Annotated in this window: 40 protein-coding genes; 6 read left to right on the forward strand and 34 right to left on the reverse strand. The window is 39.9% G+C overall.

The features are described from left to right. Positions 1–83: 83 nt before the first annotated feature. The 6 genes from B5F91_RS02460 to B5F91_RS02485 all read right to left on the reverse strand — a co-directional run bounded on the left by B5F91_RS02460 (position 84) and on the right by B5F91_RS02485 (position 2,586). Positions 84–443, reverse strand: coding sequence for a hypothetical protein (locus B5F91_RS02460; RefSeq protein WP_087427531.1), 360 nt, complete (start codon positions 441–443; stop codon positions 84–86). 202 nt (positions 444–645) lie between these two features. Next, positions 646–864 carry a hypothetical protein gene (locus tag B5F91_RS02465; RefSeq protein WP_144025043.1) on the reverse strand — a complete coding sequence of 73 codons (219 nt, stop codon included), beginning with the start codon at positions 862–864 and terminating at the stop codon, positions 646–648. Continuing rightward, positions 861–1,328, reverse strand: a complete 468-nt coding sequence (locus B5F91_RS02470; RefSeq protein ID WP_158099879.1) for a class II glutamine amidotransferase — start codon at positions 1,326–1,328, stop codon at positions 861–863. Before B5F91_RS02470 ends, B5F91_RS02465 begins: the two co-directional genes overlap by 4 nt. Before the next feature lie 38 nt (positions 1,329–1,366). Further along, complete coding sequence (locus B5F91_RS02475; protein WP_087427534.1) at positions 1,367–1,804, reverse strand: amidoligase family protein; 438 nt, start codon at positions 1,802–1,804, stop codon at positions 1,367–1,369. Positions 1,805–1,824: 20 nt separating this feature from the next. After that, positions 1,825–2,232, reverse strand: a complete 408-nt coding sequence (locus B5F91_RS02480) for a hypothetical protein (RefSeq protein WP_087427535.1) — start codon at positions 2,230–2,232, stop codon at positions 1,825–1,827. A 66-nt stretch (positions 2,233–2,298) separates the two neighbouring features. Then, the gene (locus B5F91_RS02485) at positions 2,299–2,586 is read right to left on the reverse strand and encodes a hypothetical protein (RefSeq protein WP_087427536.1); all 288 of its coding nucleotides are present in this window, start codon (positions 2,584–2,586) and stop codon (positions 2,299–2,301) included. Between the two features lie 171 nt (positions 2,587–2,757). Here B5F91_RS02485 and B5F91_RS02490 point away from each other — a divergent pair, with 171 nt between their 5' ends. The 6 genes from B5F91_RS02490 (at position 2,758) to B5F91_RS02510 (ending at position 4,975) form a co-directional block, all read left to right on the forward strand. After that, positions 2,758–3,078: a helix-turn-helix transcriptional regulator gene (locus B5F91_RS02490; RefSeq protein ID WP_087427537.1), complete on the forward strand. Its 321-nt coding sequence runs from the start codon at positions 2,758–2,760 to the stop codon at positions 3,076–3,078. A 15-nt stretch (positions 3,079–3,093) separates the two neighbouring features. Next, positions 3,094–3,690: a hypothetical protein gene (locus B5F91_RS02495; protein ID WP_087427538.1), complete on the forward strand. Its 597-nt coding sequence runs from the start codon at positions 3,094–3,096 to the stop codon at positions 3,688–3,690. Between the two features lie 84 nt (positions 3,691–3,774). Beyond that, complete coding sequence (locus B5F91_RS02500; RefSeq protein WP_087427539.1) at positions 3,775–4,107, forward strand: type II toxin-antitoxin system RelE/ParE family toxin; 333 nt, start codon at positions 3,775–3,777, stop codon at positions 4,105–4,107. Continuing rightward, positions 4,085–4,390 carry a helix-turn-helix transcriptional regulator gene (locus B5F91_RS02505; protein ID WP_087427540.1) on the forward strand — a complete coding sequence of 102 codons (306 nt, stop codon included), beginning with the start codon at positions 4,085–4,087 and terminating at the stop codon, positions 4,388–4,390. The genes B5F91_RS02500 and B5F91_RS02505 overlap by 23 nt, the downstream gene beginning before the upstream one ends. 118 nt (positions 4,391–4,508) lie before the next feature. Next, entirely contained in the window at positions 4,509–4,709 is a 201-nt protein-coding gene (locus B5F91_RS14810) for a hypothetical protein (protein WP_144025045.1), read from the forward strand. Between the two features lie 11 nt (positions 4,710–4,720). Then, entirely contained in the window at positions 4,721–4,975 is a 255-nt protein-coding gene (locus tag B5F91_RS02510; RefSeq protein WP_087427541.1) for a hypothetical protein, read from the forward strand. Positions 4,976–4,992: 17 nt separating this feature from the next. Here B5F91_RS02510 and B5F91_RS02515 read toward each other — a convergent pair whose 3' ends face one another. From B5F91_RS02515 to B5F91_RS02650, 28 genes are all read right to left on the reverse strand, one after another. Continuing rightward, the gene (locus B5F91_RS02515) at positions 4,993–6,057 is read right to left on the reverse strand and encodes an XRE family transcriptional regulator (RefSeq protein ID WP_087427645.1); all 1,065 of its coding nucleotides are present in this window, start codon (positions 6,055–6,057) and stop codon (positions 4,993–4,995) included. An 89-nt stretch (positions 6,058–6,146) separates the two neighbouring features. Then, the gene (locus B5F91_RS02520; protein WP_087427542.1) at positions 6,147–6,761 is read right to left on the reverse strand and encodes a hypothetical protein; all 615 of its coding nucleotides are present in this window, start codon (positions 6,759–6,761) and stop codon (positions 6,147–6,149) included. Positions 6,762–6,922: 161 nt separating this feature from the next. Further along, positions 6,923–7,360, reverse strand: a complete 438-nt coding sequence (locus B5F91_RS02525; RefSeq protein ID WP_087427543.1) for a hypothetical protein — start codon at positions 7,358–7,360, stop codon at positions 6,923–6,925. An 87-nt stretch (positions 7,361–7,447) separates the two neighbouring features. Beyond that, entirely contained in the window at positions 7,448–7,744 is a 297-nt protein-coding gene (locus B5F91_RS02530; protein ID WP_144025046.1) for a hypothetical protein, read from the reverse strand. 3 nt (positions 7,745–7,747) lie between these two features. Beyond that, positions 7,748–8,143 carry a hypothetical protein gene (locus tag B5F91_RS02535; protein ID WP_087427545.1) on the reverse strand — a complete coding sequence of 132 codons (396 nt, stop codon included), beginning with the start codon at positions 8,141–8,143 and terminating at the stop codon, positions 7,748–7,750. Positions 8,144–8,162: 19 nt separating this feature from the next. Next, a complete protein-coding gene (locus B5F91_RS02540) occupies positions 8,163–8,702 on the reverse strand; it encodes a hypothetical protein (protein WP_087427546.1) in 540 nt (179 codons plus the stop codon). Further along, on the reverse strand, positions 8,699–9,025 hold the full coding sequence (locus B5F91_RS02545; protein ID WP_087427547.1) for a hypothetical protein: 327 nt from the start codon (positions 9,023–9,025) through the stop codon (positions 8,699–8,701). The genes B5F91_RS02540 and B5F91_RS02545 overlap by 4 nt, the downstream gene beginning before the upstream one ends. Before the next feature lie 87 nt (positions 9,026–9,112). Then, entirely contained in the window at positions 9,113–9,538 is a 426-nt protein-coding gene (locus tag B5F91_RS02550) for a hypothetical protein (protein ID WP_239416176.1), read from the reverse strand. Between the two features lie 16 nt (positions 9,539–9,554). Beyond that, the gene (locus B5F91_RS02555) at positions 9,555–9,782 is read right to left on the reverse strand and encodes a hypothetical protein (protein ID WP_087427548.1); all 228 of its coding nucleotides are present in this window, start codon (positions 9,780–9,782) and stop codon (positions 9,555–9,557) included. 5 nt (positions 9,783–9,787) lie between these two features. After that, positions 9,788–10,162 carry a hypothetical protein gene (locus B5F91_RS02560; protein WP_087427549.1) on the reverse strand — a complete coding sequence of 125 codons (375 nt, stop codon included), beginning with the start codon at positions 10,160–10,162 and terminating at the stop codon, positions 9,788–9,790. 195 nt (positions 10,163–10,357) lie between these two features. After that, positions 10,358–10,624, reverse strand: coding sequence for a hypothetical protein (locus B5F91_RS02570; protein ID WP_087427551.1), 267 nt, complete (start codon positions 10,622–10,624; stop codon positions 10,358–10,360). Next, complete coding sequence (locus B5F91_RS02575) at positions 10,611–11,228, reverse strand: hypothetical protein (protein WP_087427552.1); 618 nt, start codon at positions 11,226–11,228, stop codon at positions 10,611–10,613. The genes B5F91_RS02570 and B5F91_RS02575 overlap by 14 nt, the downstream gene beginning before the upstream one ends. A gap of 2 nt (positions 11,229–11,230) precedes the next feature. Beyond that, positions 11,231–11,380, reverse strand: coding sequence for a hypothetical protein (locus tag B5F91_RS15110; protein WP_158099880.1), 150 nt, complete (start codon positions 11,378–11,380; stop codon positions 11,231–11,233). Further along, positions 11,358–11,585, reverse strand: coding sequence for a hypothetical protein (locus tag B5F91_RS02580; RefSeq protein ID WP_087427553.1), 228 nt, complete (start codon positions 11,583–11,585; stop codon positions 11,358–11,360). The genes B5F91_RS15110 and B5F91_RS02580 overlap by 23 nt, the downstream gene beginning before the upstream one ends. Further along, entirely contained in the window at positions 11,582–11,851 is a 270-nt protein-coding gene (locus tag B5F91_RS02585; protein ID WP_087427554.1) for a hypothetical protein, read from the reverse strand. The genes B5F91_RS02580 and B5F91_RS02585 overlap by 4 nt, the downstream gene beginning before the upstream one ends. Continuing rightward, positions 11,848–12,159: a hypothetical protein gene (locus tag B5F91_RS02590; protein WP_087427555.1), complete on the reverse strand. Its 312-nt coding sequence runs from the start codon at positions 12,157–12,159 to the stop codon at positions 11,848–11,850. Before B5F91_RS02590 ends, B5F91_RS02585 begins: the two co-directional genes overlap by 4 nt. Continuing rightward, positions 12,140–12,340, reverse strand: a complete 201-nt coding sequence (locus B5F91_RS02595) for a hypothetical protein (protein WP_144025047.1) — start codon at positions 12,338–12,340, stop codon at positions 12,140–12,142. Before B5F91_RS02595 ends, B5F91_RS02590 begins: the two co-directional genes overlap by 20 nt. A gap of 2 nt (positions 12,341–12,342) precedes the next feature. Continuing rightward, entirely contained in the window at positions 12,343–12,558 is a 216-nt protein-coding gene (locus B5F91_RS02600) for a hypothetical protein (protein WP_087427557.1), read from the reverse strand. Between the two features lie 17 nt (positions 12,559–12,575). After that, the gene (locus B5F91_RS02605) at positions 12,576–13,208 is read right to left on the reverse strand and encodes a hypothetical protein (RefSeq protein ID WP_087427558.1); all 633 of its coding nucleotides are present in this window, start codon (positions 13,206–13,208) and stop codon (positions 12,576–12,578) included. Further along, complete coding sequence (locus B5F91_RS02610) at positions 13,205–13,960, reverse strand: site-specific DNA-methyltransferase (RefSeq protein WP_087427559.1); 756 nt, start codon at positions 13,958–13,960, stop codon at positions 13,205–13,207. The genes B5F91_RS02605 and B5F91_RS02610 overlap by 4 nt, the downstream gene beginning before the upstream one ends. Continuing rightward, positions 13,957–14,142, reverse strand: coding sequence for a hypothetical protein (locus B5F91_RS02615; protein WP_087427560.1), 186 nt, complete (start codon positions 14,140–14,142; stop codon positions 13,957–13,959). The genes B5F91_RS02610 and B5F91_RS02615 overlap by 4 nt, the downstream gene beginning before the upstream one ends. A 1-nt stretch (position 14,143) precedes the next feature. Further along, positions 14,144–14,728, reverse strand: a complete 585-nt coding sequence (locus tag B5F91_RS02620) for a hypothetical protein (RefSeq protein ID WP_087427561.1) — start codon at positions 14,726–14,728, stop codon at positions 14,144–14,146. 1 nt (position 14,729) lies between these two features. Next, the gene (locus tag B5F91_RS02625; protein ID WP_239416178.1) at positions 14,730–15,551 is read right to left on the reverse strand and encodes a hypothetical protein; all 822 of its coding nucleotides are present in this window, start codon (positions 15,549–15,551) and stop codon (positions 14,730–14,732) included. A 4-nt stretch (positions 15,552–15,555) separates the two neighbouring features. Continuing rightward, the gene (locus B5F91_RS02630) at positions 15,556–16,725 is read right to left on the reverse strand and encodes a DEAD/DEAH box helicase (RefSeq protein ID WP_087427563.1); all 1,170 of its coding nucleotides are present in this window, start codon (positions 16,723–16,725) and stop codon (positions 15,556–15,558) included. After that, a complete protein-coding gene (locus B5F91_RS02635; protein WP_087427564.1) occupies positions 16,718–17,059 on the reverse strand; it encodes a hypothetical protein in 342 nt (113 codons plus the stop codon). Before B5F91_RS02635 ends, B5F91_RS02630 begins: the two co-directional genes overlap by 8 nt. Beyond that, positions 17,056–17,532, reverse strand: a complete 477-nt coding sequence (locus B5F91_RS02640; protein ID WP_087427565.1) for a recombination protein NinG — start codon at positions 17,530–17,532, stop codon at positions 17,056–17,058. The genes B5F91_RS02635 and B5F91_RS02640 overlap by 4 nt, the downstream gene beginning before the upstream one ends. After that, on the reverse strand, positions 17,532–17,987 hold the full coding sequence (locus tag B5F91_RS02645; protein ID WP_087427566.1) for a hypothetical protein: 456 nt from the start codon (positions 17,985–17,987) through the stop codon (positions 17,532–17,534). Before B5F91_RS02645 ends, B5F91_RS02640 begins: the two co-directional genes overlap by 1 nt. Further along, complete coding sequence (locus B5F91_RS02650; protein WP_239416181.1) at positions 17,965–18,447, reverse strand: zinc-finger-containing protein; 483 nt, start codon at positions 18,445–18,447, stop codon at positions 17,965–17,967. Before B5F91_RS02650 ends, B5F91_RS02645 begins: the two co-directional genes overlap by 23 nt.

Consider the following 18,447-nt stretch of genomic DNA (forward strand, 5'->3'; position numbering starts at 1 on the left):
GGTCTGTCAAACCTTGGCGACCACCACGATAACCGCTGCTTGAATAAGTAGTCCTTCTTCTGACTCAGCCTTCAAATTAAAGATTAAACATGTTTATCTATCACTATGCCCAAGTCGTAAACGACCTGCGCTGCCAAATATGGTTCACCGTTATACTCGTACTCGATGAGGTTGTGATTTTCGTCCTCAAAGAGTTCTATGCGTGCATCTTTGACTTCTACCAGTGCGCTTGCCCTGTCTTTGTTGTATCCAACATAGAACCGGATAGCGTCATACTTGCGTGGTATCAAAATACCATCTTCTTCTTTGCAGTAGCCTTCTTCGTCCAGTTCGCAATACTTCTTCTGTGTATTTGGACGAATCTCACGAAACTCTTGTGTTTTCGTGCCTGCTAAGATTTCATCAAAATACTTCTGTTTGATGATGAGTGTCAAAATGTTCATAATCGTGTCAAATTAAAAATCTTGTTGCGGGGGCTGGCTCTGCCCCAGCGGTCTCTACCAAGTCAAAGTAGCGAGATGACTGACTTCTCTACCCCGCGATAATACATGCCTCAAAGTTACTTCTACGAACAAAGATAGCGAAATAAATCCAGCCTTTCGCTTTCACTAAGGCCGGATTGTGAAACATTCACCGGATTGTTTGTCATTTGCCACTTAATTGATTAAACAATCTTTCTGCTGCCTCATAGCTTTCTGTTGGCAGAGCAAAACAGTCACCATTATCTGTATAGAATCCAAGTTCTTCGTTATAGTCCATCTTCTCAACAACGATGCTCAATGAACGCAATATTGCATTTGCTTCATCTTCTGTCAAGTTGCAGATAGAAAAACGTTTTGTCTTATGGTTGTAATTCAGTTTCATAGCCATCTTAAATTAGAATAATAAATACCGTCTAAAATCCTATAATCGCCATATAATCTCACTTCACCCTTATACATCATTGCAAACCGAGAAAAGCCACATATCTGCCTTATCGCCCAGTCTGCTTGCGAAGATCCGTATCTGTATTTCAGTATGGTAGGGTAAATCTTTGCTCTAAAGGCCGTTTCGCTGTCAGTCATATCACCAACAGGACAGATTGGCAAAATGCCGTTGTGGGCAAAATAAATACCATCTAAGCTGAATGGGTGACAGTTTGCCCTACATATTGAGCCATGCGTGGCCAGCCTGAAATGAATGATGCAATCTTCATCGTCACTCACCTCTGATAAATGGCATAAGAAAGTACGATAATCCAAGCCCTTATGAAAATGATTTGTCGAAACAAAGCCATAACCGTTATGATTCAACCTTTTTATTTTTCCAAGAATATCCCGGCTTGGCATCGGGACATTCTTGGGTTTATAGATGATGCAGCACATAGTTATCGAAGTATTTCAGCACGCTGTTTGAAGAATGATTTTTCTTTCGTTGTCAAGAAAGGTATCTCATCTATCGAAGTGACTTCTGCCTGTAGTACATTCTTTTTAGACCACGCAACCAACTTAGCACAGAAGTTCACCCAATTAGAAATCTTCTCGAAGTCTGTGCTACCCTGGTGCTGTCTGAACTCTATCGTTCTGTGACGTGAGTAAGAACAAGCGTTTACTTTGTAATACCTGTTGCCACTCATTACGTCATAGACATCATTCTTGCTCGTGCAAAATGAAAAGTCTTTGCCTTGCAGACTTCTGCACCACTGACTGTTATTCTCGCGTCTTGAACGAGCCATGAACGTATCTATCACCTTCTCTAACTTCTGATAGTTCTTGAATACGTTCACATAGGCTTCATCTGACAAATTTTGCGCACCAATATGCACATGCAGGCCAGTTGATACGTTTACTTGCGCATTAGCCTCATCAATGCCTTACAGCAATTTTCAAGACTTTTCATACCCACCTTACCAGTCAGTACAGGCGATACGCATTCGATAGGATTTTCGCCTCTGATAGAACTGTCAGAGACAAATTTGTAATAGTGATTGTTGTCTTCGTGATTGTACCCCTCATACTGAAAAGGCATTGCGTTTCTCGTAGCACATTCACGCATCACGCTTGAAGCTACCAGGCATTCAATTTCAACGCCAAACGTGAACTTAAATCGTTCTGTAACTTGCTTAGGCAGGTCAGACAGAATGATGTCAATCTCATGCTTGCGCAGCCCCAGTTTTATAAGGGCTTCTTTCTTTGATGTCTTAGAACCTTTGCCAGTCTTGATGTCTTGAATTTCTTCGTTTAAACTCTTCATAATCGTGCTCTTTATAAAGTTAGTAATCGTGTAAATTATGCAGGGCTTTCGCCCTGCCGGTTAAACTTATTTGTGTGACTCTCTGAAATCAAGTTCTACAATCTTGTGATATTTGTGAATGTCGTACAGCCCACCTGCACACCCCATCGCTGATGCAAGTCTTACGATTTCTTCTACAGCATTCATAAGGTCTATGTTCGCATCTTTAGCCTCATTCTGTGCCTTCTCGTAGTCCCTGCAATTTCTTGCTGCACATTGCGTCTTTTCAGCTTCTTCAACACGCTTCATAGCTTCGTTGATAGACTTGATTTCAGCCCTAATCTCTTTGATGTAATCACTACTTGTTGTCTTCATAATCGTGTATCTTTAATCGTTATTACTTCTTGTTTGATGATGCAAAGTAAAAGTAAATACTTTAATAAAACAAGTATTAATAAAAGAATATACTTATATTTTACAAAGATTAACAAAGTGTATGCTTATATATAAATAAAAGTATTTACTTTTGTGCTAAAATTGATTTTTATGATAAATAGGACAAGAGAAATTATAGAGCAACTAAACCTTAAAAAGGTAGATATTGCAGAAAAATTGGGTATTACTCCTGTAGGACTCAATCAATTACTTAATACAGAGAAGCCCAAACTTGAAACGTTAGAAAAATTGTCAAAAGCTGTTGGTGTACCTGTATGGAAATTAATTCTTAGCGATGATGAAATTAAAGAGGTCAATATATTAGAAGAAAAAGATTTAAGCGAAGTAAACGGCTACGTGAAAGTAAAAGGAACTATTTATGAAATACACTCATTTGAGGATTTAAGGAGATTAATAGAAATGGATGTTTAACGTAATAAAAAAGTTATGAGAAAAGTTATTCCTATATTATTTTTGGTACTGTCTTTTTCTGTTGCTTGTTCCAATAAAAACAGTTCTAAGCAAGAGGTAGAAACTCCAAAAGAAAAATACACGCAGGAACAAGCATTGAAAGCATATAAAGATATGTATTTTGGTATGGATATAAAATCAATATTAGAACTTGGATATGTATCGGAAAAGGATACGTCCAAATGGGTAATAGACTTGAAATATAAAAATATTGGCCATGAGGAATTTGAAGATGCCAATATTATGACATACAAAAACAAACTCTTTATGGTTAATTTCCATAGCTACGTTGATGGATTAAATAACGCATTGGATTTATTGAATGGTACTAAAGAAGTTTTCTCTGCAAAATATGGAACTCCCGAAATAGAAAATAATATAAATAAAGATAGTATTGAAATAGATAAAGATTATATAGTCTATCTATGGAACATAAGGAATAAACAGATTAGCGGAAAATTGAATAAGTCTGGACAGGATGATATGTATTTTGTAGATGTGTTTATAGAAGATACAATAACTCGATATATTAAAGATTCTGTCGCATTATCTTATCAAAGCAAGGATATATAATATTTCATCCCCGTTCCTTCCGGTTCGGGGATTTTTTATGCTCAAAAAGTTGTATTATTGTATAACTTTCCGTATCTTTGCACCATGAGAAAGATAGTCGCATACAAGAATTATTTCAGTGACTTCATAAAGAAGCTGTCAGCAGACGAGATAAACAAGATTCGCCGTGCGTTGGACTTGTTCAAAGTGGAGGATAGGATGCCGAGACATTTCATAAAGTTCATACGTGACGGCGTTTATGAATTTCGTGTGAATTATGGAAATAATGAATTTCGTATCTTTTTCATATATGATGGAGATGCCGTCGTTGTTCTTTTTAACGCTTTTAAGAAGAAAACGCAGAAAACACCTGACAATGAAATAAAAAAAGCTATAAAGTTAAAGGAGGAATATTATGAAGCTAAAAGAAATCAGTAAAGACATCTACGATTTGGACGCATGGCTGGATGAAGGGCTTGGAGCGGAAGGAACTCCTGAACGTGAAAAGAACCGCGAAAAGGCATGGGAGGAATACAATGCCCAAATCTTATTGGAAGCGCGAAAAAACGCACACCTCACGCAAGCAGAACTCGCAAAACGCATCGGTGCGGACAAAGGGTATATATCAAGGGTGGAGCGTGGGTTAACCGTTCCTACAGTCGCCACACTTTATAAAATAGCCTCTGCAATGGGATTGACGGTAGAATTGCGCCCCATTTAAGCAAATCGCCACCATAAACAGAACTCTTTGGTAAGCCCAAAGAGGGGGTGATACATTGCCCCCATTGCGGGAAAGAGATAAAGTTGAATCCGGAAGTTTAATTAAAAAAAATAATATTATGAAGACGATTTATTTTCATCCTAACGGATATACACAAGTTCCTGTAACTTCATTAAATGACATCATTCAATACTGTGCAAGAATAGGACATAGATTGTCAAATGTGGAAATTGATTATAGAAATGGTAAATATTTAGTGCTTACATCTTTTCAAGGTTCTTATGTTTGTATTGGATATGTTGATGATATGATAGATTAAAATATATTGATATGGAAAAGCATTTTATAACAGAAGATGAATTATTAAAGCGAGGGTATAAGAAAAGTGCTGATGGAACTAAATATAGAAAAAGATTAGGTAACAAAGATTTTGATTTTATTCCTAATGGAAGAGGGCTTTTACCTAAATCGGAGCTAGATGACCCTCAAAAGACAAGACATTTTGAACAAATAGATACTTTGGAAGAATTGGAGAATTTTGAAAAGTTTGCACGTGAAGGATTCAAACAAAAGCCGGAAGCATAACGCTTCCGGCTTTGTTATTATCTTACAATTTTTAATCGAAACTTTTTCTTATCTTTTTCACAGAAATCTTGAATTATATCAATAGGAAGTTTAAAAGCTTTAGACAAATCATTCATTGTATATCCAAGTTCTGTTTTAAATAAAGAATAGGCCTCATAAAAAACAGATGGTTCATCTATCTCTACATTTATAGGTTCATGCTTAGTATAACCTCTCCTGCTAAGTTCTATATAGAAATACTTATATTTATTTTCATCTATACATGCTAATTCTTTGGCCCTTCTAATAATTGAAGCCATTGATGTAAGCCAATATTCTTTCAATGGAGCCAAATAGTTCAAACGTAAATTTCTAAGAGACGGCTTGATTGATTCGGAAGGCATTAAAAATTCTGCAGCAAATCTAAAAGCCTCATTCTCTTTGTCTCTATAATCTGGAATTGGATAGTTAGGAGACAAATGCATGATAATATGTCCTAATTCATGTGCTATTGTCAATCTTTTATGGTCATTGCTAAAATTCTTATTTAATACTAATACAAATGCTCCTTTATCAGTTGTGAATGACACTCCATCAAAAATATCTTCGTCATAGTCTTTTTCTACTATAATAACGCCATATTTTTCCAATAAAGTACAGATGTCCTTTACCGGTTCTGAATCCGGAATTCCCATATATCTGCGTGTAAATTTCGCTGCAGACTCAGGAGTATAACCTTCTTCAAGGTCAATAAATCTTAGATTCATTTCAGGAAATTCAATAGAATCAGACATTTCATCTACTAAATATCCAATAATTTTATTTGAGTAATCGATGTGACAACGATCCTTTTTACTGATTCCGCTTTTTCTTCTATAGTGGGCATTATCGACATTATTACCTATCTTTACATTGTAAAATTCTTCAGGAAAGCCCAAAAAGTCAATAATCCGTTTCACAACATCAGCAGATAATATTCCCAATCCTTTTTCAAATTTAGACAAATTGGATTGCGATAAGCCCGGAATTTTTGATGCTAATTCTGTTTGTGAATAGCCACGATATTCCCTGACAAATGTTAGCTGCTTATAATTGAAATTCATAATCGTATGTTTAATTTCCAATTTAAGACTATGGTCTTAAATATTATTACTATAAAAACATCCAGTGGCAGACGGGTTAATAATTTATGTTATTTATTCTCGGCTGTTTTGGCTTTATTAGCACCTTTCAGTGATACAGATGCTGCAGGAACAGACGGTTTCAAAACAACTGTCGGTCTCAAACCTTCTGTAGCAGGTTTGTTTATAGCCCATTTAACCTTGTTTTCATCTATATAAACCAGCTTTGGGTCAACTAATTCACCAAATTGATTCTTTTTGTAACCAAAAAACAAAATAGGAGCTGTTGGGTCCTCGTCGTCCTGAAACAATCTCCCTTGCAATTGGTTCTCTATCGAATCAGTCATTTTTGTACGTATGTTCATCGGCATATCATTCTTATCCAATTTCTTGAACAGAATTATATATCCCTTCACATAAAGCATGAATCTACCATACTTTCCAGTTTTCCAATCTCTACAAAAATACTTCTGTATTGATTGTACTATTTTGACATTCAACAAGTGTGCTTCAAATCCTCTCATACGAGCTTCTGGAGGAGTTAGCACTATCTCTTTATTATACTGTTTTACTGCATCTTCGTATGCTTCAAACAGTTTTGTGAGAATTGAACCTAGTTCAATTTCACATTCTTTTGCGCTAATTATACGCTTCCTCTTTTGTTTTTCTGTAAATTTGCAATTCATTAATTAATAAAAAAATTATGTCCACCACTGGACTTGAAGAAATCTCTGTTGCAGCAGAGATTTTTTCTCCAGCAAAGATATATAATTTTTCTTGAAAGTTGTATATAATTATCTCGAAAAATTGTATTTTACATCTTGGCGGTAGTAATATCATTCCACTTCTACTTGATTAGTCCTTTGACCTTCAACCTTTCTACAATCTGATTGTAAAAATACTCTATATCCTGACGAAAATCCTTATACTGCTGGTAGATAAAGGAAACATCGGATATATTGTTTGAAATAACGCAAGGAGAAACATCTGGGAATATTTTCGATAGTTCCGCACGTATTCCATTAGGTAAACGACCCCCAGCTAAGACACTTGGAGCGAACAAAAATAAAGATATAAATAAAAACTTTTTTCGTTGGTATACGCTATCAATTTTAGGAGCACAGTCCCTTTCCTCCAAAGCGTCACAGAATAGAGAGTAAATTTCAGGAAGTAAATAAATGTCAGATAGGATAGGAGAAGATAGCTCGTTTTCTCGTTCTGACAATCTTGATTTCTGTTCACGGATTGTTCTTAGCTCAATTATTGAAGAAAATTCTTTTCCCATAGCACAATAATAAAAAATATTTTAGTATATTTGCGGCATAATCGTGTATGGGGAATTGGCTTGATCGTGCGGGCTGGTTCCCTGTTTTTATGAATAATCCTTGTCTTTCATAAACCTTTCAATTTCTTTCAATTCTTCATCTATGACTTTCTTCATCCTTTCCGCATCCTCGTACATTTCATTTTTGACAAAATACTGCTGTATAGAATAGAGCATTGATATGTATGTGGTGTCATGCCTTGCTTTCACCCATTTCATAAAGCCCATGTTTCTGTCCAGCTTGGTTTCCAGTTTTTTTATCATCGCCACTACAATGCAGGAAACTGCAAAAAATGAAGCGGTACTGATAAGGCATATAATTTCAAGCATATTGGTTTCTTCCATATATCATTTGCTGATTAAGTCGCACCATTTGTATGATTCATTCTCGTAGAACCACTGCCAGCCGTTCTTTGGCTGCCTGATTCTGCCTTTCAGATACCGCCTTGCGGTGGCGTAATTGATGCCAAGCGACATTGACGCGTCTATGACGGAATCGAACCTTCCCAGCAGCTTCCCTTGGTGAATCACCACGCAGGACTTTGCGGCAGCCCTCCGGTTTGACCAGTACGGATGCCCTTTCAATGCCTCGCTGTGTCTTTTCCTTATCTCCTTGGCGCGTTCCTCGCCGTAGTATTCTTCGTAGGTCTTTCCGCGAAGTCCGTGGCGGTATCCCTTGTTGAACACGTTGTGCCCGTTGACCACACGTGTCACCGGTATGATGGGGTCTAAATGTAGTTCCATGGATTCAGTTTTTTAATGATTAGTATCTTTTGCCTCCGTGGTGGTAGCCACGCAGGCGGTTATAGTTCATTTTAGTGTGGATGAAGAAATCAATGTCAATGGCTGTCAATTCACAGTATTTGAGCACAACCGCAATGATTGCAATTACCTTTTCTTCGGTGGAATCATCGCAGGTGGATATTCCGGAGAGGGCATAGCATAAATCAATGAAGCCCTTTCCTTCCTTTATGCTTTCAGCCATTTCCATAAGGGCTTCCACTTCTTCAAGGTCAAATCTCCGTAGTCCGGCTAAATCCAAGCACCGTATCACCACATCGCAAAGCTCATCTTCCACCGTGTTCTTGATTTGCCGCTCGAAGTTTTCCTTGAAGTCTATGATTTCTTCGTATTTCTTGAAGGCTTCCACGTGGGCGTGCAGGTTCTTACGGCCTGCTTGTACGGCTTCTGCTATCTCGGTTATGATTAACATCAGCCAATGGCTATCACTGTGTTCTTCTTCGTGCCATCCGTTTGCCTTGGCGATAGAGTAGGCTTCGTCTCGTAGTTCGTTGAGGTTCATTGTTCGTTGTCTTGTTCAATTAGGTATTCTTTGTTGAAATGTCCGTTTCTGATTAGCCACCAGATACACTCAATAGCATTGTCGAAAATGTCCGTCCGATTAAACATCACATAGCTTTCTTCTTCACTGAAGCACCAATACTGGATAACCGGAGGGGTGATTTGAAAGACTGCGGAGCAATAGTCGTTCTCAATTTCAGTAGGCATCATCTCCAGCAGGCGTGCGAGGCTCCATGAAGGAATGAATTTTTTATCTTTAAATAAGTTCGCTCCGCGATGGTTTACATCAAGTGGGATGCTTACAAAATAGCAGTTATAACACATGTCCGCCGTTTCGGGCTTCAGTCCCAGTGCAAGCAGCCTTTCCGACTGCTCACGGGTGGTTGAGATTTTGGTTTTGAGTTCATAATCCTATTCACAATTTAGTTTTTCCATCATAGAAAGCGTTTCTTCGGTTACCGCTTTCCTGTCCCAATCATATTTGTTGTCGCCCCAATGCGCGGTGTCAAAACCGAAAATCCACCAATCATCGCCTATCTCTGTATTTTCTGTGATAAATTCGGCTTTTTCCAAAAGTTTGTTTCTTTTACCAACGTACTCTTTCATGATTTCCATTCCGTTCATTTTATCAGGATATGTTGCTGGCTCTGAAAGAGTAATTCCACCATGCACTTCAAAATCTTCCATATCTTCAATGCTTCGACCATGATATTTATTTTGAGGAGGAACAGCAACATATCCGTTGTGCGTTCCGTGTTCAAATTCATATCCGGATAAATCAAAGTCTACATCCAAAAACGATGTCGGTGTTATAAATGCTACTAATTTGTTTTCCATAATCCTATCATTTTATCTATTCTAAATTGTTAATCGAGTAATTCCACTCTAAACCGTCTTCTTCTCTTACGTACGTTGAAAGCCAATCCAAAGCAGTTGCTTCTTCGCTTTCTGAACTGAAACAATCTTGAGTGCTAATCTCGTCGTTATTCTCCAATGCTTCATATACCTCATCGGAGACCTCTATATCGCATAATGTAACCTCGTAAGTCACGCTTACATTTAGTTCTTTTATCTTCTTCATAATCCTTACTTTTTAATCAGTTTAATTGCTTCACGTAAGCCGTCCTCAATAGCTTGTTCGTAACTATCAAATCCTATTTCAAAGTTCTTGCAATATTCATAGTTAGAACTCTGAATATAATACCCCCAACTAAACTTATCTAAGGCATATTCGTAAGTTCTCTTCGCGAATACATGTAATTTATACACCTCGCGTAGCCACCTAGCCGCTAAAGCCTGAGTGGGGCGGGAAAATAAGGATTTGCAGGAGTTATAGTTTACTCGACTTAAGTTATCCCATCCAAATCCGTTATCAGTATATTGTGACGTACATGGTACATCAAACCCTGCCTCTTTCAGCATCTTCGCGGTTTCGAACGAAACATAACTTTCTTTTATCATAGCTATTCCTCCTTTAATTCAACAGGTTCATCTTGCCATGTGAGGTCTCTACCTATAAGTTTCTTAATTGAGCCTTTAGGTAAAGCCATACACATACTATATTCATACAACGGTATAAACTGATTATTTCCTCTTTTAGGACGGAACTGATAAATACACTCTCTACCATCTTTGTCTACTGCTACCCATGCCATGTTATTCCTCCCACTTAATTATATCAGTCGCAACATAGTTATCTCTATCAATTATTTGCGCAGACGAGATTGCGGCATCCTTTGAAGAATAAATGTTATCATCCTTGGTTATGTTCACTCCATCACAATCGCGATACACATTCACCCACCCCTCTTTCTTTTCGGGGAGCATCATAAGGTCATCTTTGTGTTCCGCGCCTTCTTTGATTAGAACCTTACCTTTTTCGGTATATCCGCATACATCATCTTCCCCGTCAGAGCATTCCACCAATGCAAGTATTGGAAAACTTTACATTTTTGTAAAAAAATCGTCTATCAAAGCAAATAATCCTCGCCTTGCGTCCGTCACGTGTGCAGACTGGCTTGCCCTGTTTCGCCAACTCCAAGGAAAAGGAGTTAAGGTTATTCTTATTATAAGGATATTCATCGGACATTTCCTTTATAGACCTTATCAGTTCCTTGTCCGAAATTTTCTCATTTACATAAGCGTAAACTGTCCTTGTAAGTGCATTATCCTCTTTTGGAAATATTGTTTTATTTTCTTCCATATCTTCTTTGGTTTGTTTGATTTCTATTGCAATGAGTCTTTGCTCGTTATTTATTAGTGTAAAAACATCTTTTGGCGGAACAGACACTGCTGTTTCTAAAAGATAATTTTGTACAGTCTTATCAACAAAAGTAGTATAAGGCTCTCCGACCTTTTCAAGTTTCTTGAAACACGCTAATTTCTTATCGTTTCTATAAGCGCAATATGGATTTCCAATAAATTTACAAGTTCCTACTTCATCAAAGCTACATTGATTGCAATGCCCTATAATACACTGATACCACTCACCGTTGTACTCGAATATTTCTCCTATCTTGCGTTCCATAATCAAATTACTATTACAGGGTAATCACCGTACCATTCGATATCATTAATTTCATAAACAAAATCATTGTCAGCGTCTCCTTTAATAACATTTACGATTGCTGACTTATCTTCCACTTTCATAAGTTCATCAATCAATTCCTGTACTGTCATTTCTTAGTTTCTTTTTCGGTTTATATTCATTCGTTTCTTTATCGTACTCGTAGCAGTCTGGGCAGTAGTTCAAATTGTCAATTTTCACCCAGTTCTCATCGACTTCAACACATATATCAACGAAGTCTCTTGTCTTATACTTCGTGCGCGAACTCTTTCCGCACCTGTCGCACACTGCTTCGTACATCTTCACTTCGCGTATCATAACAATCCTTTATGTTTGAGTTTAACAATAGCATCTTTACGGGAATATGCTTCAATCTCATGTCCTTTGATGACAAATTTGAACAATGGCTTTTCACCGAATCTTTTTCTGTTTATCTCACCCATTCTCTTGGCATTGGCTTCTTTTCGCTTACGATGTTCCTCATTCTCGCGTCTTACACGTTCTTGATGGTAAGGATTATGCACATCGTCAACCGAAACCATTGCCGCAGCCATTTGGAGCAAGAATAATCCTTTTGTGCTCATTTCGTTTTCTCCTTTCTCTCTGGCAATAAATCTATTACATACGCCCATTTCAGAACAACATTCTTCAGCAAGTCGTAATTTTCTCCGAAGTTCACAGAATACCCTCTTCCGTATGTTTTTCTACATTCAAATACTACAAGCTGATTCTTATCCGGTTTTTCGCTTGCACAGTGCCACACCGAGTTGATGCGCCACTGTGCGCCGGCTATAAATCCTTCTTTTGCGGCTATTGATTCCATTAGTGGGCTTATTCTTGCATTTGGCATTACATAGTCCTTTGCCGCCTTTTCAATCTGTTCTCTTGTCATAATCAATATCTTCTTTAAGTTCCACCAATTCTTCCAAAATCTCATTAAACGGGACGCTCATCAGGTATTCAGCCAGCCAGCACGCTCCTGCCTTGAAATCTTCATCGCAGTGCGACTTGCGGTCTTGGTAATGCCTTATCCCTTCCTTGTGCCGGAGACCGGCCTCTTTTATCGTTTCCATTTTCATATTCCTAACTTCTCCTTCCTGTACTTTTCCGCATATTCCTCGTTGCACTTCTCCGGCTTGACCAGAATGACCGTGTTCCGGCTTATGCGGAGCGGCATTAACGACTCTTCGTGCCTGTAATACTTCCTTATCTTCTCGTTCAGCCCCTTGCTGTTCTCGTCCACCGACGGCTTCCTTTCCACCATCGGGTCTTTGATTCTTGCTACGCTCATACTTTCTGTTTTAGTGGTTATGCCGATATTGCCTTGGCGATTAATCTTGCGTCGCAGAGCTTCGCCGAAAGGACGTTGACCGCCGCACGGCAGGTGTCCGTGTCAAGGTTGATCGTGCAGGGTATTCCCATTGTGCGCATCAGCCTGTCAAGCTCCTTGTGGAGTGCGGCCAGACGCAGGTATCCGATGTTGGAACGCCTGAAACGGGAGTCGACCTGCCTTAGTTCTTCTTCGCGCTTGTCCAGCTGGATGCAGGAGAACTCGCACATCGTCCTTGCCAGCTCGCACCGTGCAAGCAGGGCGGAATCTTCCAGCCTCGCCTTGTCGAACACCCCCTTGATGCTGTAGTAGAGGATGTCCACGTGTTTCTGGATGTCTTCAAGGAACGTCTCGTTGGCGTCCGCGAAGAATCCGCTGCGGTCTCCTATGACCTCGAAGAGCATCTTCTCGTACTTTCCACGTAGCCTGTCTATCACGTTTGTTATTCTTTTTGTCTCATGCCTGTAACGGTCAGACTTCCTTACCGCTTCCACCGCCTCGATAACGGTTGTAATTGCGATGTCGTTTGTGAACAGGATGTTGTATGTGCATCCTATCACGGCTGGAGCGTGCTTGTCTATCAGCCGGTTCATGAATTCAATCTGTGTCATGCGAATATTGTTTTTTGAATCCTTGAAAGCACCAGTTTCTTGCTTTCACTGTAAAATTTCCTGTTGACTTCAAATCCGTAAGCTCTGCGCCCAAGCTGCGCCGCCGCAAGCAAGGAACTTCCACTGCCTGCGCATGGGTCTATAACCACATCGTCCTTGTCTGTGAAGATTTCAATAATCCTGCGCAATAAGGGAACAGGCTTTTGCGTCTCATGTATCTTGGGCGTATCGTTATCCCGCACCCAGTCAAAGCAGTTGAATATCATCCTTCCGTCATTGTTGAACTTCGGGAGCTTGTCTCTGTAAAGCACCAGCCCGTATTCGCAGTTGCCGACAATCTTCATGTTGGCTTTGAGCACCTGTGCCGAAAAGTCTTTCCTGAACACAAGGTTGATGTATTTGTTCAGCCCGTATTTCTTTCCAAGCTCTATGTACTTGAATTGCTGCTCAAACTCGCAGAAAAGCACCATGCAGGGGGATTTACCTGTCCCTTTCGGCTCTTTCATGAGCATCTGTGAACAGAAGTGCATGAACTCCGCCGGACGGAACTCGTTGTCATTGTAGAAAAACTGTTTCTTTGCGTATTCGCTTTCTCCCTTTCTGTTGTCTCCGTCATTGTACCATTTCGGGTTGCTTGCGTATGCGTTGTTCCCCAACTGGTACGGAGGGTCGCTAAGTATGAGCTGCGCTTTCGGTATTCCGTATGTTTTCCAATTCTGGAATGAATCATTGAACAATTCGATGTCTTTCATTTTTCGATTTTTCTAATTATCAGGAATTTTGTCTCTCCCTTCTTCAGTTGAGCCAGTGTTTCTTCGTCAACTTCAGCTTCGGTAAGCCCATTCAAGGTCATGTATTGTGGAAGTCTGTATTTCTCGCGTATTCGGTGAATAAGATTCCAATCCCGCGTGACCCAGTAAATTGTGATTCTCATATTATTTTCTCAGGCTTTCTCCGCTAAAGAGAACTGTTCTTGTTATCGCCTTTAGGCGGTCAATGGTTCTTTCTCCGTACTTTTCCCTCAACTCGTCTATTGACAGATTTGTAGTAATAATCAGGAGCTTCCCTTTTTTCTCTGTTTCATCTGCTAATTCAGCGAAAGCAAGCCTTTTCTCTCCGTATTTGACACTAAGGCTCTCCGTGCCTATGTCATCCACATAGATGATGTGTTTTTGTTTTACATCGTCCAAATTGGCATTCATTTGCTGTGCGTCATAGCAATTTATCACCTTACGGCAATAATGGTTTAAAACCAAAGGCAGGATCTTTCCGCAAATCAGAGTTTTCCCACGTCCGCAGTTCCCGAAACACAGAAGACCGCGTCCGCTATTGTCAGTCAGCCAGCCTACGACTTCATCGTATTCCGGTAGCCACCGGGCTTTATCTCTGGTGAAATACCTGATGCCGTTCCATAAGACATTTTTTGCATCAGGGATTGACACCTGCACCGTGTTAGGGATAGGAGAGAACCCTGTGTCCTTTAGCCGTTCAATCGTCTGTTGAAAATTTATCTGTTCCATATTACCAGCCTTTCTCTTTGTATTTTCCAATAGAATTGTCTTTCAATACCATGCCTGTATCTGCTTTAGGAGGCATCCGCTCCCGGTTAGCCCATGTAGACAACCTTCTTGGCAATTCCCATGTTTTTTCAAGTTCATAGCGCATCTTGGTTCCTGACTTGTTTAGCTCGCTCCAATAATCGAAGAACGCCCTAATCATCTCTTTCGGGTATTTTCCGACAAAAGGAACTAATGATTGGTAGAAAGAATCTTTTCGAGAGAGAGTAGCAGCTTTAGCTGCGTCTTTCTTTACTACTACGTCAGTAGTAGTTTCTTTCATATCATTATTCCCTTTTATTTGTTTTGTGTCACCTGTGTGTCGCTTTTTCGGTTCTTTTGGTAACTGTGTCGCTTGCTGTGTCAGAAGTTGTGTCACTTGTTTGCGTAACTCGCTTATTTCCTGCATTATATCTGTGTCGCTTCTTGTGTCACTCTCTGTGTCGGAGAGCTTTCCGTTATATTCTTCATATTTCACGAGCGTTATTACATTCATACCCTGTTCTTGTGAAATAGTTATCATGTTTTCTCTTTTAAGAAAAGCGAGAAATGTTCGTACTTTCCTTTCTGACCATTTCCAACGCTTGGATAAAAATCTTATGGATGCAGGATATTGTCCTCTTGTATAAGAGACTTCTCGACCTCCGATACTCTCCATACGGGGCGTTGCCTCAAATCGTGCCGACTGAATCAAGTCGAGCCACGCTTCGCAACTGCTAAAAGTCCGGGCTTCATTCCACATATCATTCGAGAAGAACTTGCGGCTTAGTTTTATATATCCTTCCATAATCTTAAAATCTCACGTTGGTTAATTGTCTTCCGTTGGAGTAAACTGCCCACTTGCCGTTACCGCCATCCACAAGCCTCAAATCCTTGACTTCCCCAAACCGTTTGATGTTGCCACACAAATCCACAACCCAACCAGCTTCTTTATTGGGATGGGGTCTGATGGCTCTCCCGACTATCTGATACCATAGGGCTAAGGACATTGTAGGGCGAGCCATGACAATAGTGTCCAACTCAGGGTAATCAAATCCGGTTGTAAGTACACCCACATTTGCGACAACCGGTATTTCGCCGGATTTGAACGCTTCAAGGATATGCTCGCGTTCTTTCTTGGGCGTGTCTCCTGAAACGATTGCCGCTCCGGGTATAGACCAAGTAAGCCTTTCAGCCTCTTTCAGAAACCTTGTGAATACCAATATCCCTTTGCGCTTTATTCCGCTTTTAGGGTTCATGAGCCTTTGGACTATACTCACCAGAAATCCGTAGAAGTCTATACGCTCATATTCTTTGACTACGGATTTATCAGTGTAGTCGGCACCAGTCGTATTCACCTTTAAGTTGAGTTCATTCCATCCAATGGGATTCATCGGGTAATAGTTCAGCTTTGATAGGTACCCCATATCCAAAAGGGTGGAAATCTGCACCTGATAAATCACTTCCGAGAACACGCACGGGCGGGTACGGGTGATGAATTTCAGCATACTTCCGAAATCACGGCTTGAACTCAATCTGTATGGAGTTGCCGTCAGTCCAAGCACCTTGCATTTCAGCATCGAGAGGAAATCCCTGTACATTCCTTCCTTGGGGTTGACAAGATGGCACTCGTCAATGATGATGTACTGGAAATGCTGGAAGAGTTCCGGATGGTTCTTCACGCTGCCGATGGTGGCAAAGGTGATTCTTGACACCTCCTTGCGCCCGAATGACGCAGAGTATATGGAGCAATCCAGCACGCCGTAGGAACAGAGCTTGAGGTAGTTTTGCTCGAGGATTTCCTTGCTGGGCTGAAAAATGAGCGTATGCCCTTCAAGACGGCTGGCGATGTCGGCTATCACGAGAGATTTCCCCGCTCCGGTGGGCAACACCATGATGGCACTGTTCTTCTTCGCCTTGTTGTTGAAGAAGCTGACTGCCGCATCGCTGGCTTTCTGTTGGTAATCGCGTAATTTATACATCGTCAGATAATTCTATATGTATTTCACCATTCTCTTTAAACAAGATTCTTTTAACAATACATACATCACTTAAATCAAAATCTTTTTTGAGTATCTCTTTGTCACAAGAAAAAAGTTCGTCATAACTTAAATCAGAACTTTTTCCATACAGCCATTTTCTGTACCTCCCATAAAGATTATTTTTGTGAATTGTATTTATGAACTGTTTTTCTGTTTCAGGACTTATCCAGAATGCGTTTCCGATGCTTGGCAAACATTGTAACATAATGTCCTTGCAAACCTCTTCATCCATATATTCATCGTAGTTTTCTATATGAATAGTAACCTTTATCATAATCCTTTCTCCTTGCTTAGTTTATCTCCCAAAGCTTTGTAATACTTCGTGAGTTCGATTAATTCGAAATCAGCCCATTTCTTTGTCTGCCCGGCTTTCCATGCCAGCTTGTCGAAGCGTTGCTGACCGATTTTTGATTTCAAGTTTTTCTCGTAATGTATCAGATGGTCTGCGCTGAAACGGTTGCACGACTTACATTCGGCATGTGCGTTGTCTTCGTCAAACCTTGTTGCCATGTGGCGGCGGGAGTGGAAGTGCCCGCAGTCCGCCTGCTCGTACGGCTTTATCTTGCCGCATGAGATGCAGCGGAAATAACCGTTCGGCATACAATCACGAAGCCGGATATAGCGGCTGAAAACTTTATCGAGTTTGGCGACTAAATCCGGCTTCTTCTTGATTTTTACTCCTGCCTTGTCAAATAACGGAAAAGGCTTTTCTTTCTTCTTTGGCTTTCGTTTTATGTAGTATGGCATCACTTAAATCCCCATTCTTTCATGTAATCGATGTTTTCAGGAAAACCGTCCACATACTTCGGGCTGAGAAATATGCGTTCGCTCTTTAGCTTGAAACCTCCCCATTCTGTAGGTGAACACGTTTCGTATTCTTCTTTAGAAATTTCACTAACACTAAAGCGTGGCTGGAATCCATATCCTTGTACGCTTTCTCCTAAAAGGTGTCCAAACTTTCGCAATGCCCATTCAAAAGCAATATCTTCGTATAGGTAATGTTCAGAGAACACTGCCACGTATATCTTATGTTGGAAATATCCAGTTTCTGTCAAATCAGGGTTACAGTTGATACAAAAATACTTAATACGTGAAAGTGTTTCCTTGACGAATGTTTCGTACTTTTCACAATCTTCTTTCGTTAAAAACTCTTTTCCATCATTTGCGATGTAAATGGTTTTAGTGATTTCTTTCGTTTCCATGCTCTTCAATTATTGGTTTACAGATTACAACAATTCTTTTACAGTCTTCCACATCGAACATTCCGATGTGGCACATTTCCCTTGGTATGCCCATCTTCTTTGACAGCCATAGGTATGCCTTATTCCTATTGGATATTCCGGGTATATACCCATGCCAAATCTTGTTTATCAGGTTTGTCTTGGCTATCTGGTCAAAGTAGAAGTGAGCTTCTTTCTTGGCTTTCCTTAACTCAGAATTTGCCAGTCTGCCTAACGCTTGGTCTGTGCCCTTGTGAACTCCCACATAAGCCCTGCAATCTCGGCAGAGGTAAATCATGCCGTATGAGCGTCCGTAGATAACGGAACTGTCCACATATTCGGTAGGATTGCCACAATAGGGGCAGATCTTTCCTGATAGGATTTCATTCATTGGTTCATAATTTTGATTTGTGACATTTTCTTCGTTTTTATAGTATGGCAT

Source organism: Bacteroides sp. An322, from assembly GCF_002161765.1.
Taxonomy (GTDB): domain Bacteria; phylum Bacteroidota; class Bacteroidia; order Bacteroidales; family Bacteroidaceae; genus Phocaeicola; species Phocaeicola merdavium.

Excerpts from the sequence above, each read along its gene's own strand:
- B5F91_RS02500 (WP_087427539.1), top strand. The coding sequence starts at position 3,775 with ATGAGAAAGATAGTCGCATACAAGAATTATTTCAGTGACTTCATAAAG.
- B5F91_RS02535 (WP_087427545.1), bottom strand. The coding sequence starts at position 8,143 with ATGGAACTACATTTAGACCCCATCATACCGGTGACACGTGTGGTCAAC.
- B5F91_RS02505 (WP_087427540.1), top strand. The coding sequence starts at position 4,085 with ATGAAGCTAAAAGAAATCAGTAAAGACATCTACGATTTGGACGCATGG.
- B5F91_RS02635 (WP_087427564.1), bottom strand. The coding sequence starts at position 17,059 with ATGATAAAGGTTACTATTCATATAGAAAACTACGATGAATATATGGAT.
- B5F91_RS02645 (WP_087427566.1), bottom strand. The coding sequence starts at position 17,987 with ATGGAAACGAAAGAAATCACTAAAACCATTTACATCGCAAATGATGGA.
- B5F91_RS02625 (WP_239416178.1), bottom strand. The coding sequence starts at position 15,551 with ATGGAAGGATATATAAAACTAAGCCGCAAGTTCTTCTCGAATGATATG.
- B5F91_RS02615 (WP_087427560.1), bottom strand. The coding sequence starts at position 14,142 with ATGAGAATCACAATTTACTGGGTCACGCGGGATTGGAATCTTATTCAC.
- B5F91_RS02590 (WP_087427555.1), bottom strand. The coding sequence starts at position 12,159 with ATGACAAGAGAACAGATTGAAAAGGCGGCAAAGGACTATGTAATGCCA.
- B5F91_RS02530 (WP_144025046.1), bottom strand. The coding sequence starts at position 7,744 with ATGGAAGAAACCAATATGCTTGAAATTATATGCCTTATCAGTACCGCT.
- B5F91_RS02650 (WP_239416181.1), bottom strand. The coding sequence starts at position 18,447 with ATGCCATACTATAAAAACGAAGAAAATGTCACAAATCAAAATTATGAA.
- B5F91_RS02470 (WP_158099879.1), bottom strand. The coding sequence starts at position 1,328 with ATGCCAAGCCGGGATATTCTTGGAAAAATAAAAAGGTTGAATCATAAC.
- B5F91_RS02640 (WP_087427565.1), bottom strand. The coding sequence starts at position 17,532 with ATGCCATACTACATAAAACGAAAGCCAAAGAAGAAAGAAAAGCCTTTT.
- B5F91_RS02605 (WP_087427558.1), bottom strand. The coding sequence starts at position 13,208 with ATGACACAGATTGAATTCATGAACCGGCTGATAGACAAGCACGCTCCA.
- B5F91_RS02550 (WP_239416176.1), bottom strand. The coding sequence starts at position 9,538 with ATGGAAAACAAATTAGTAGCATTTATAACACCGACATCGTTTTTGGAT.
- B5F91_RS02465 (WP_144025043.1), bottom strand. The coding sequence starts at position 864 with ATGAAACTGAATTACAACCATAAGACAAAACGTTTTTCTATCTGCAAC.
- B5F91_RS14810 (WP_144025045.1), top strand. The coding sequence starts at position 4,509 with ATGAAGACGATTTATTTTCATCCTAACGGATATACACAAGTTCCTGTA.
- B5F91_RS02495 (WP_087427538.1), top strand. The coding sequence starts at position 3,094 with ATGAGAAAAGTTATTCCTATATTATTTTTGGTACTGTCTTTTTCTGTT.
- B5F91_RS02490 (WP_087427537.1), top strand. The coding sequence starts at position 2,758 with ATGATAAATAGGACAAGAGAAATTATAGAGCAACTAAACCTTAAAAAG.
- B5F91_RS02600 (WP_087427557.1), bottom strand. The coding sequence starts at position 12,558 with ATGAGCGTAGCAAGAATCAAAGACCCGATGGTGGAAAGGAAGCCGTCG.
- B5F91_RS02520 (WP_087427542.1), bottom strand. The coding sequence starts at position 6,761 with ATGAATTGCAAATTTACAGAAAAACAAAAGAGGAAGCGTATAATTAGC.
- B5F91_RS02595 (WP_144025047.1), bottom strand. The coding sequence starts at position 12,340 with ATGGAAACGATAAAAGAGGCCGGTCTCCGGCACAAGGAAGGGATAAGG.
- B5F91_RS02560 (WP_087427549.1), bottom strand. The coding sequence starts at position 10,162 with ATGATAAAAGAAAGTTATGTTTCGTTCGAAACCGCGAAGATGCTGAAA.
- B5F91_RS02515 (WP_087427645.1), bottom strand. The coding sequence starts at position 6,057 with ATGAATTTCAATTATAAGCAGCTAACATTTGTCAGGGAATATCGTGGC.
- B5F91_RS02485 (WP_087427536.1), bottom strand. The coding sequence starts at position 2,586 with ATGAAGACAACAAGTAGTGATTACATCAAAGAGATTAGGGCTGAAATC.
- B5F91_RS02460 (WP_087427531.1), bottom strand. The coding sequence starts at position 443 with ATGAACATTTTGACACTCATCATCAAACAGAAGTATTTTGATGAAATC.
- B5F91_RS02480 (WP_087427535.1), bottom strand. The coding sequence starts at position 2,232 with ATGAAGAGTTTAAACGAAGAAATTCAAGACATCAAGACTGGCAAAGGT.
- B5F91_RS02610 (WP_087427559.1), bottom strand. The coding sequence starts at position 13,960 with ATGAAAGACATCGAATTGTTCAATGATTCATTCCAGAATTGGAAAACA.
- B5F91_RS02555 (WP_087427548.1), bottom strand. The coding sequence starts at position 9,782 with ATGAAGAAGATAAAAGAACTAAATGTAAGCGTGACTTACGAGGTTACA.
- B5F91_RS02540 (WP_087427546.1), bottom strand. The coding sequence starts at position 8,702 with ATGAACCTCAACGAACTACGAGACGAAGCCTACTCTATCGCCAAGGCA.
- B5F91_RS02630 (WP_087427563.1), bottom strand. The coding sequence starts at position 16,725 with ATGTATAAATTACGCGATTACCAACAGAAAGCCAGCGATGCGGCAGTC.
- B5F91_RS02525 (WP_087427543.1), bottom strand. The coding sequence starts at position 7,360 with ATGGGAAAAGAATTTTCTTCAATAATTGAGCTAAGAACAATCCGTGAA.
- B5F91_RS02510 (WP_087427541.1), top strand. The coding sequence starts at position 4,721 with ATGGAAAAGCATTTTATAACAGAAGATGAATTATTAAAGCGAGGGTAT.
- B5F91_RS02585 (WP_087427554.1), bottom strand. The coding sequence starts at position 11,851 with ATGAGCACAAAAGGATTATTCTTGCTCCAAATGGCTGCGGCAATGGTT.
- B5F91_RS15110 (WP_158099880.1), bottom strand. The coding sequence starts at position 11,380 with ATGACAGTACAGGAATTGATTGATGAACTTATGAAAGTGGAAGATAAG.
- B5F91_RS02580 (WP_087427553.1), bottom strand. The coding sequence starts at position 11,585 with ATGATACGCGAAGTGAAGATGTACGAAGCAGTGTGCGACAGGTGCGGA.
- B5F91_RS02575 (WP_087427552.1), bottom strand. The coding sequence starts at position 11,228 with ATGGAACGCAAGATAGGAGAAATATTCGAGTACAACGGTGAGTGGTAT.
- B5F91_RS02545 (WP_087427547.1), bottom strand. The coding sequence starts at position 9,025 with ATGTGTTATAACTGCTATTTTGTAAGCATCCCACTTGATGTAAACCAT.
- B5F91_RS02620 (WP_087427561.1), bottom strand. The coding sequence starts at position 14,728 with ATGGAACAGATAAATTTTCAACAGACGATTGAACGGCTAAAGGACACA.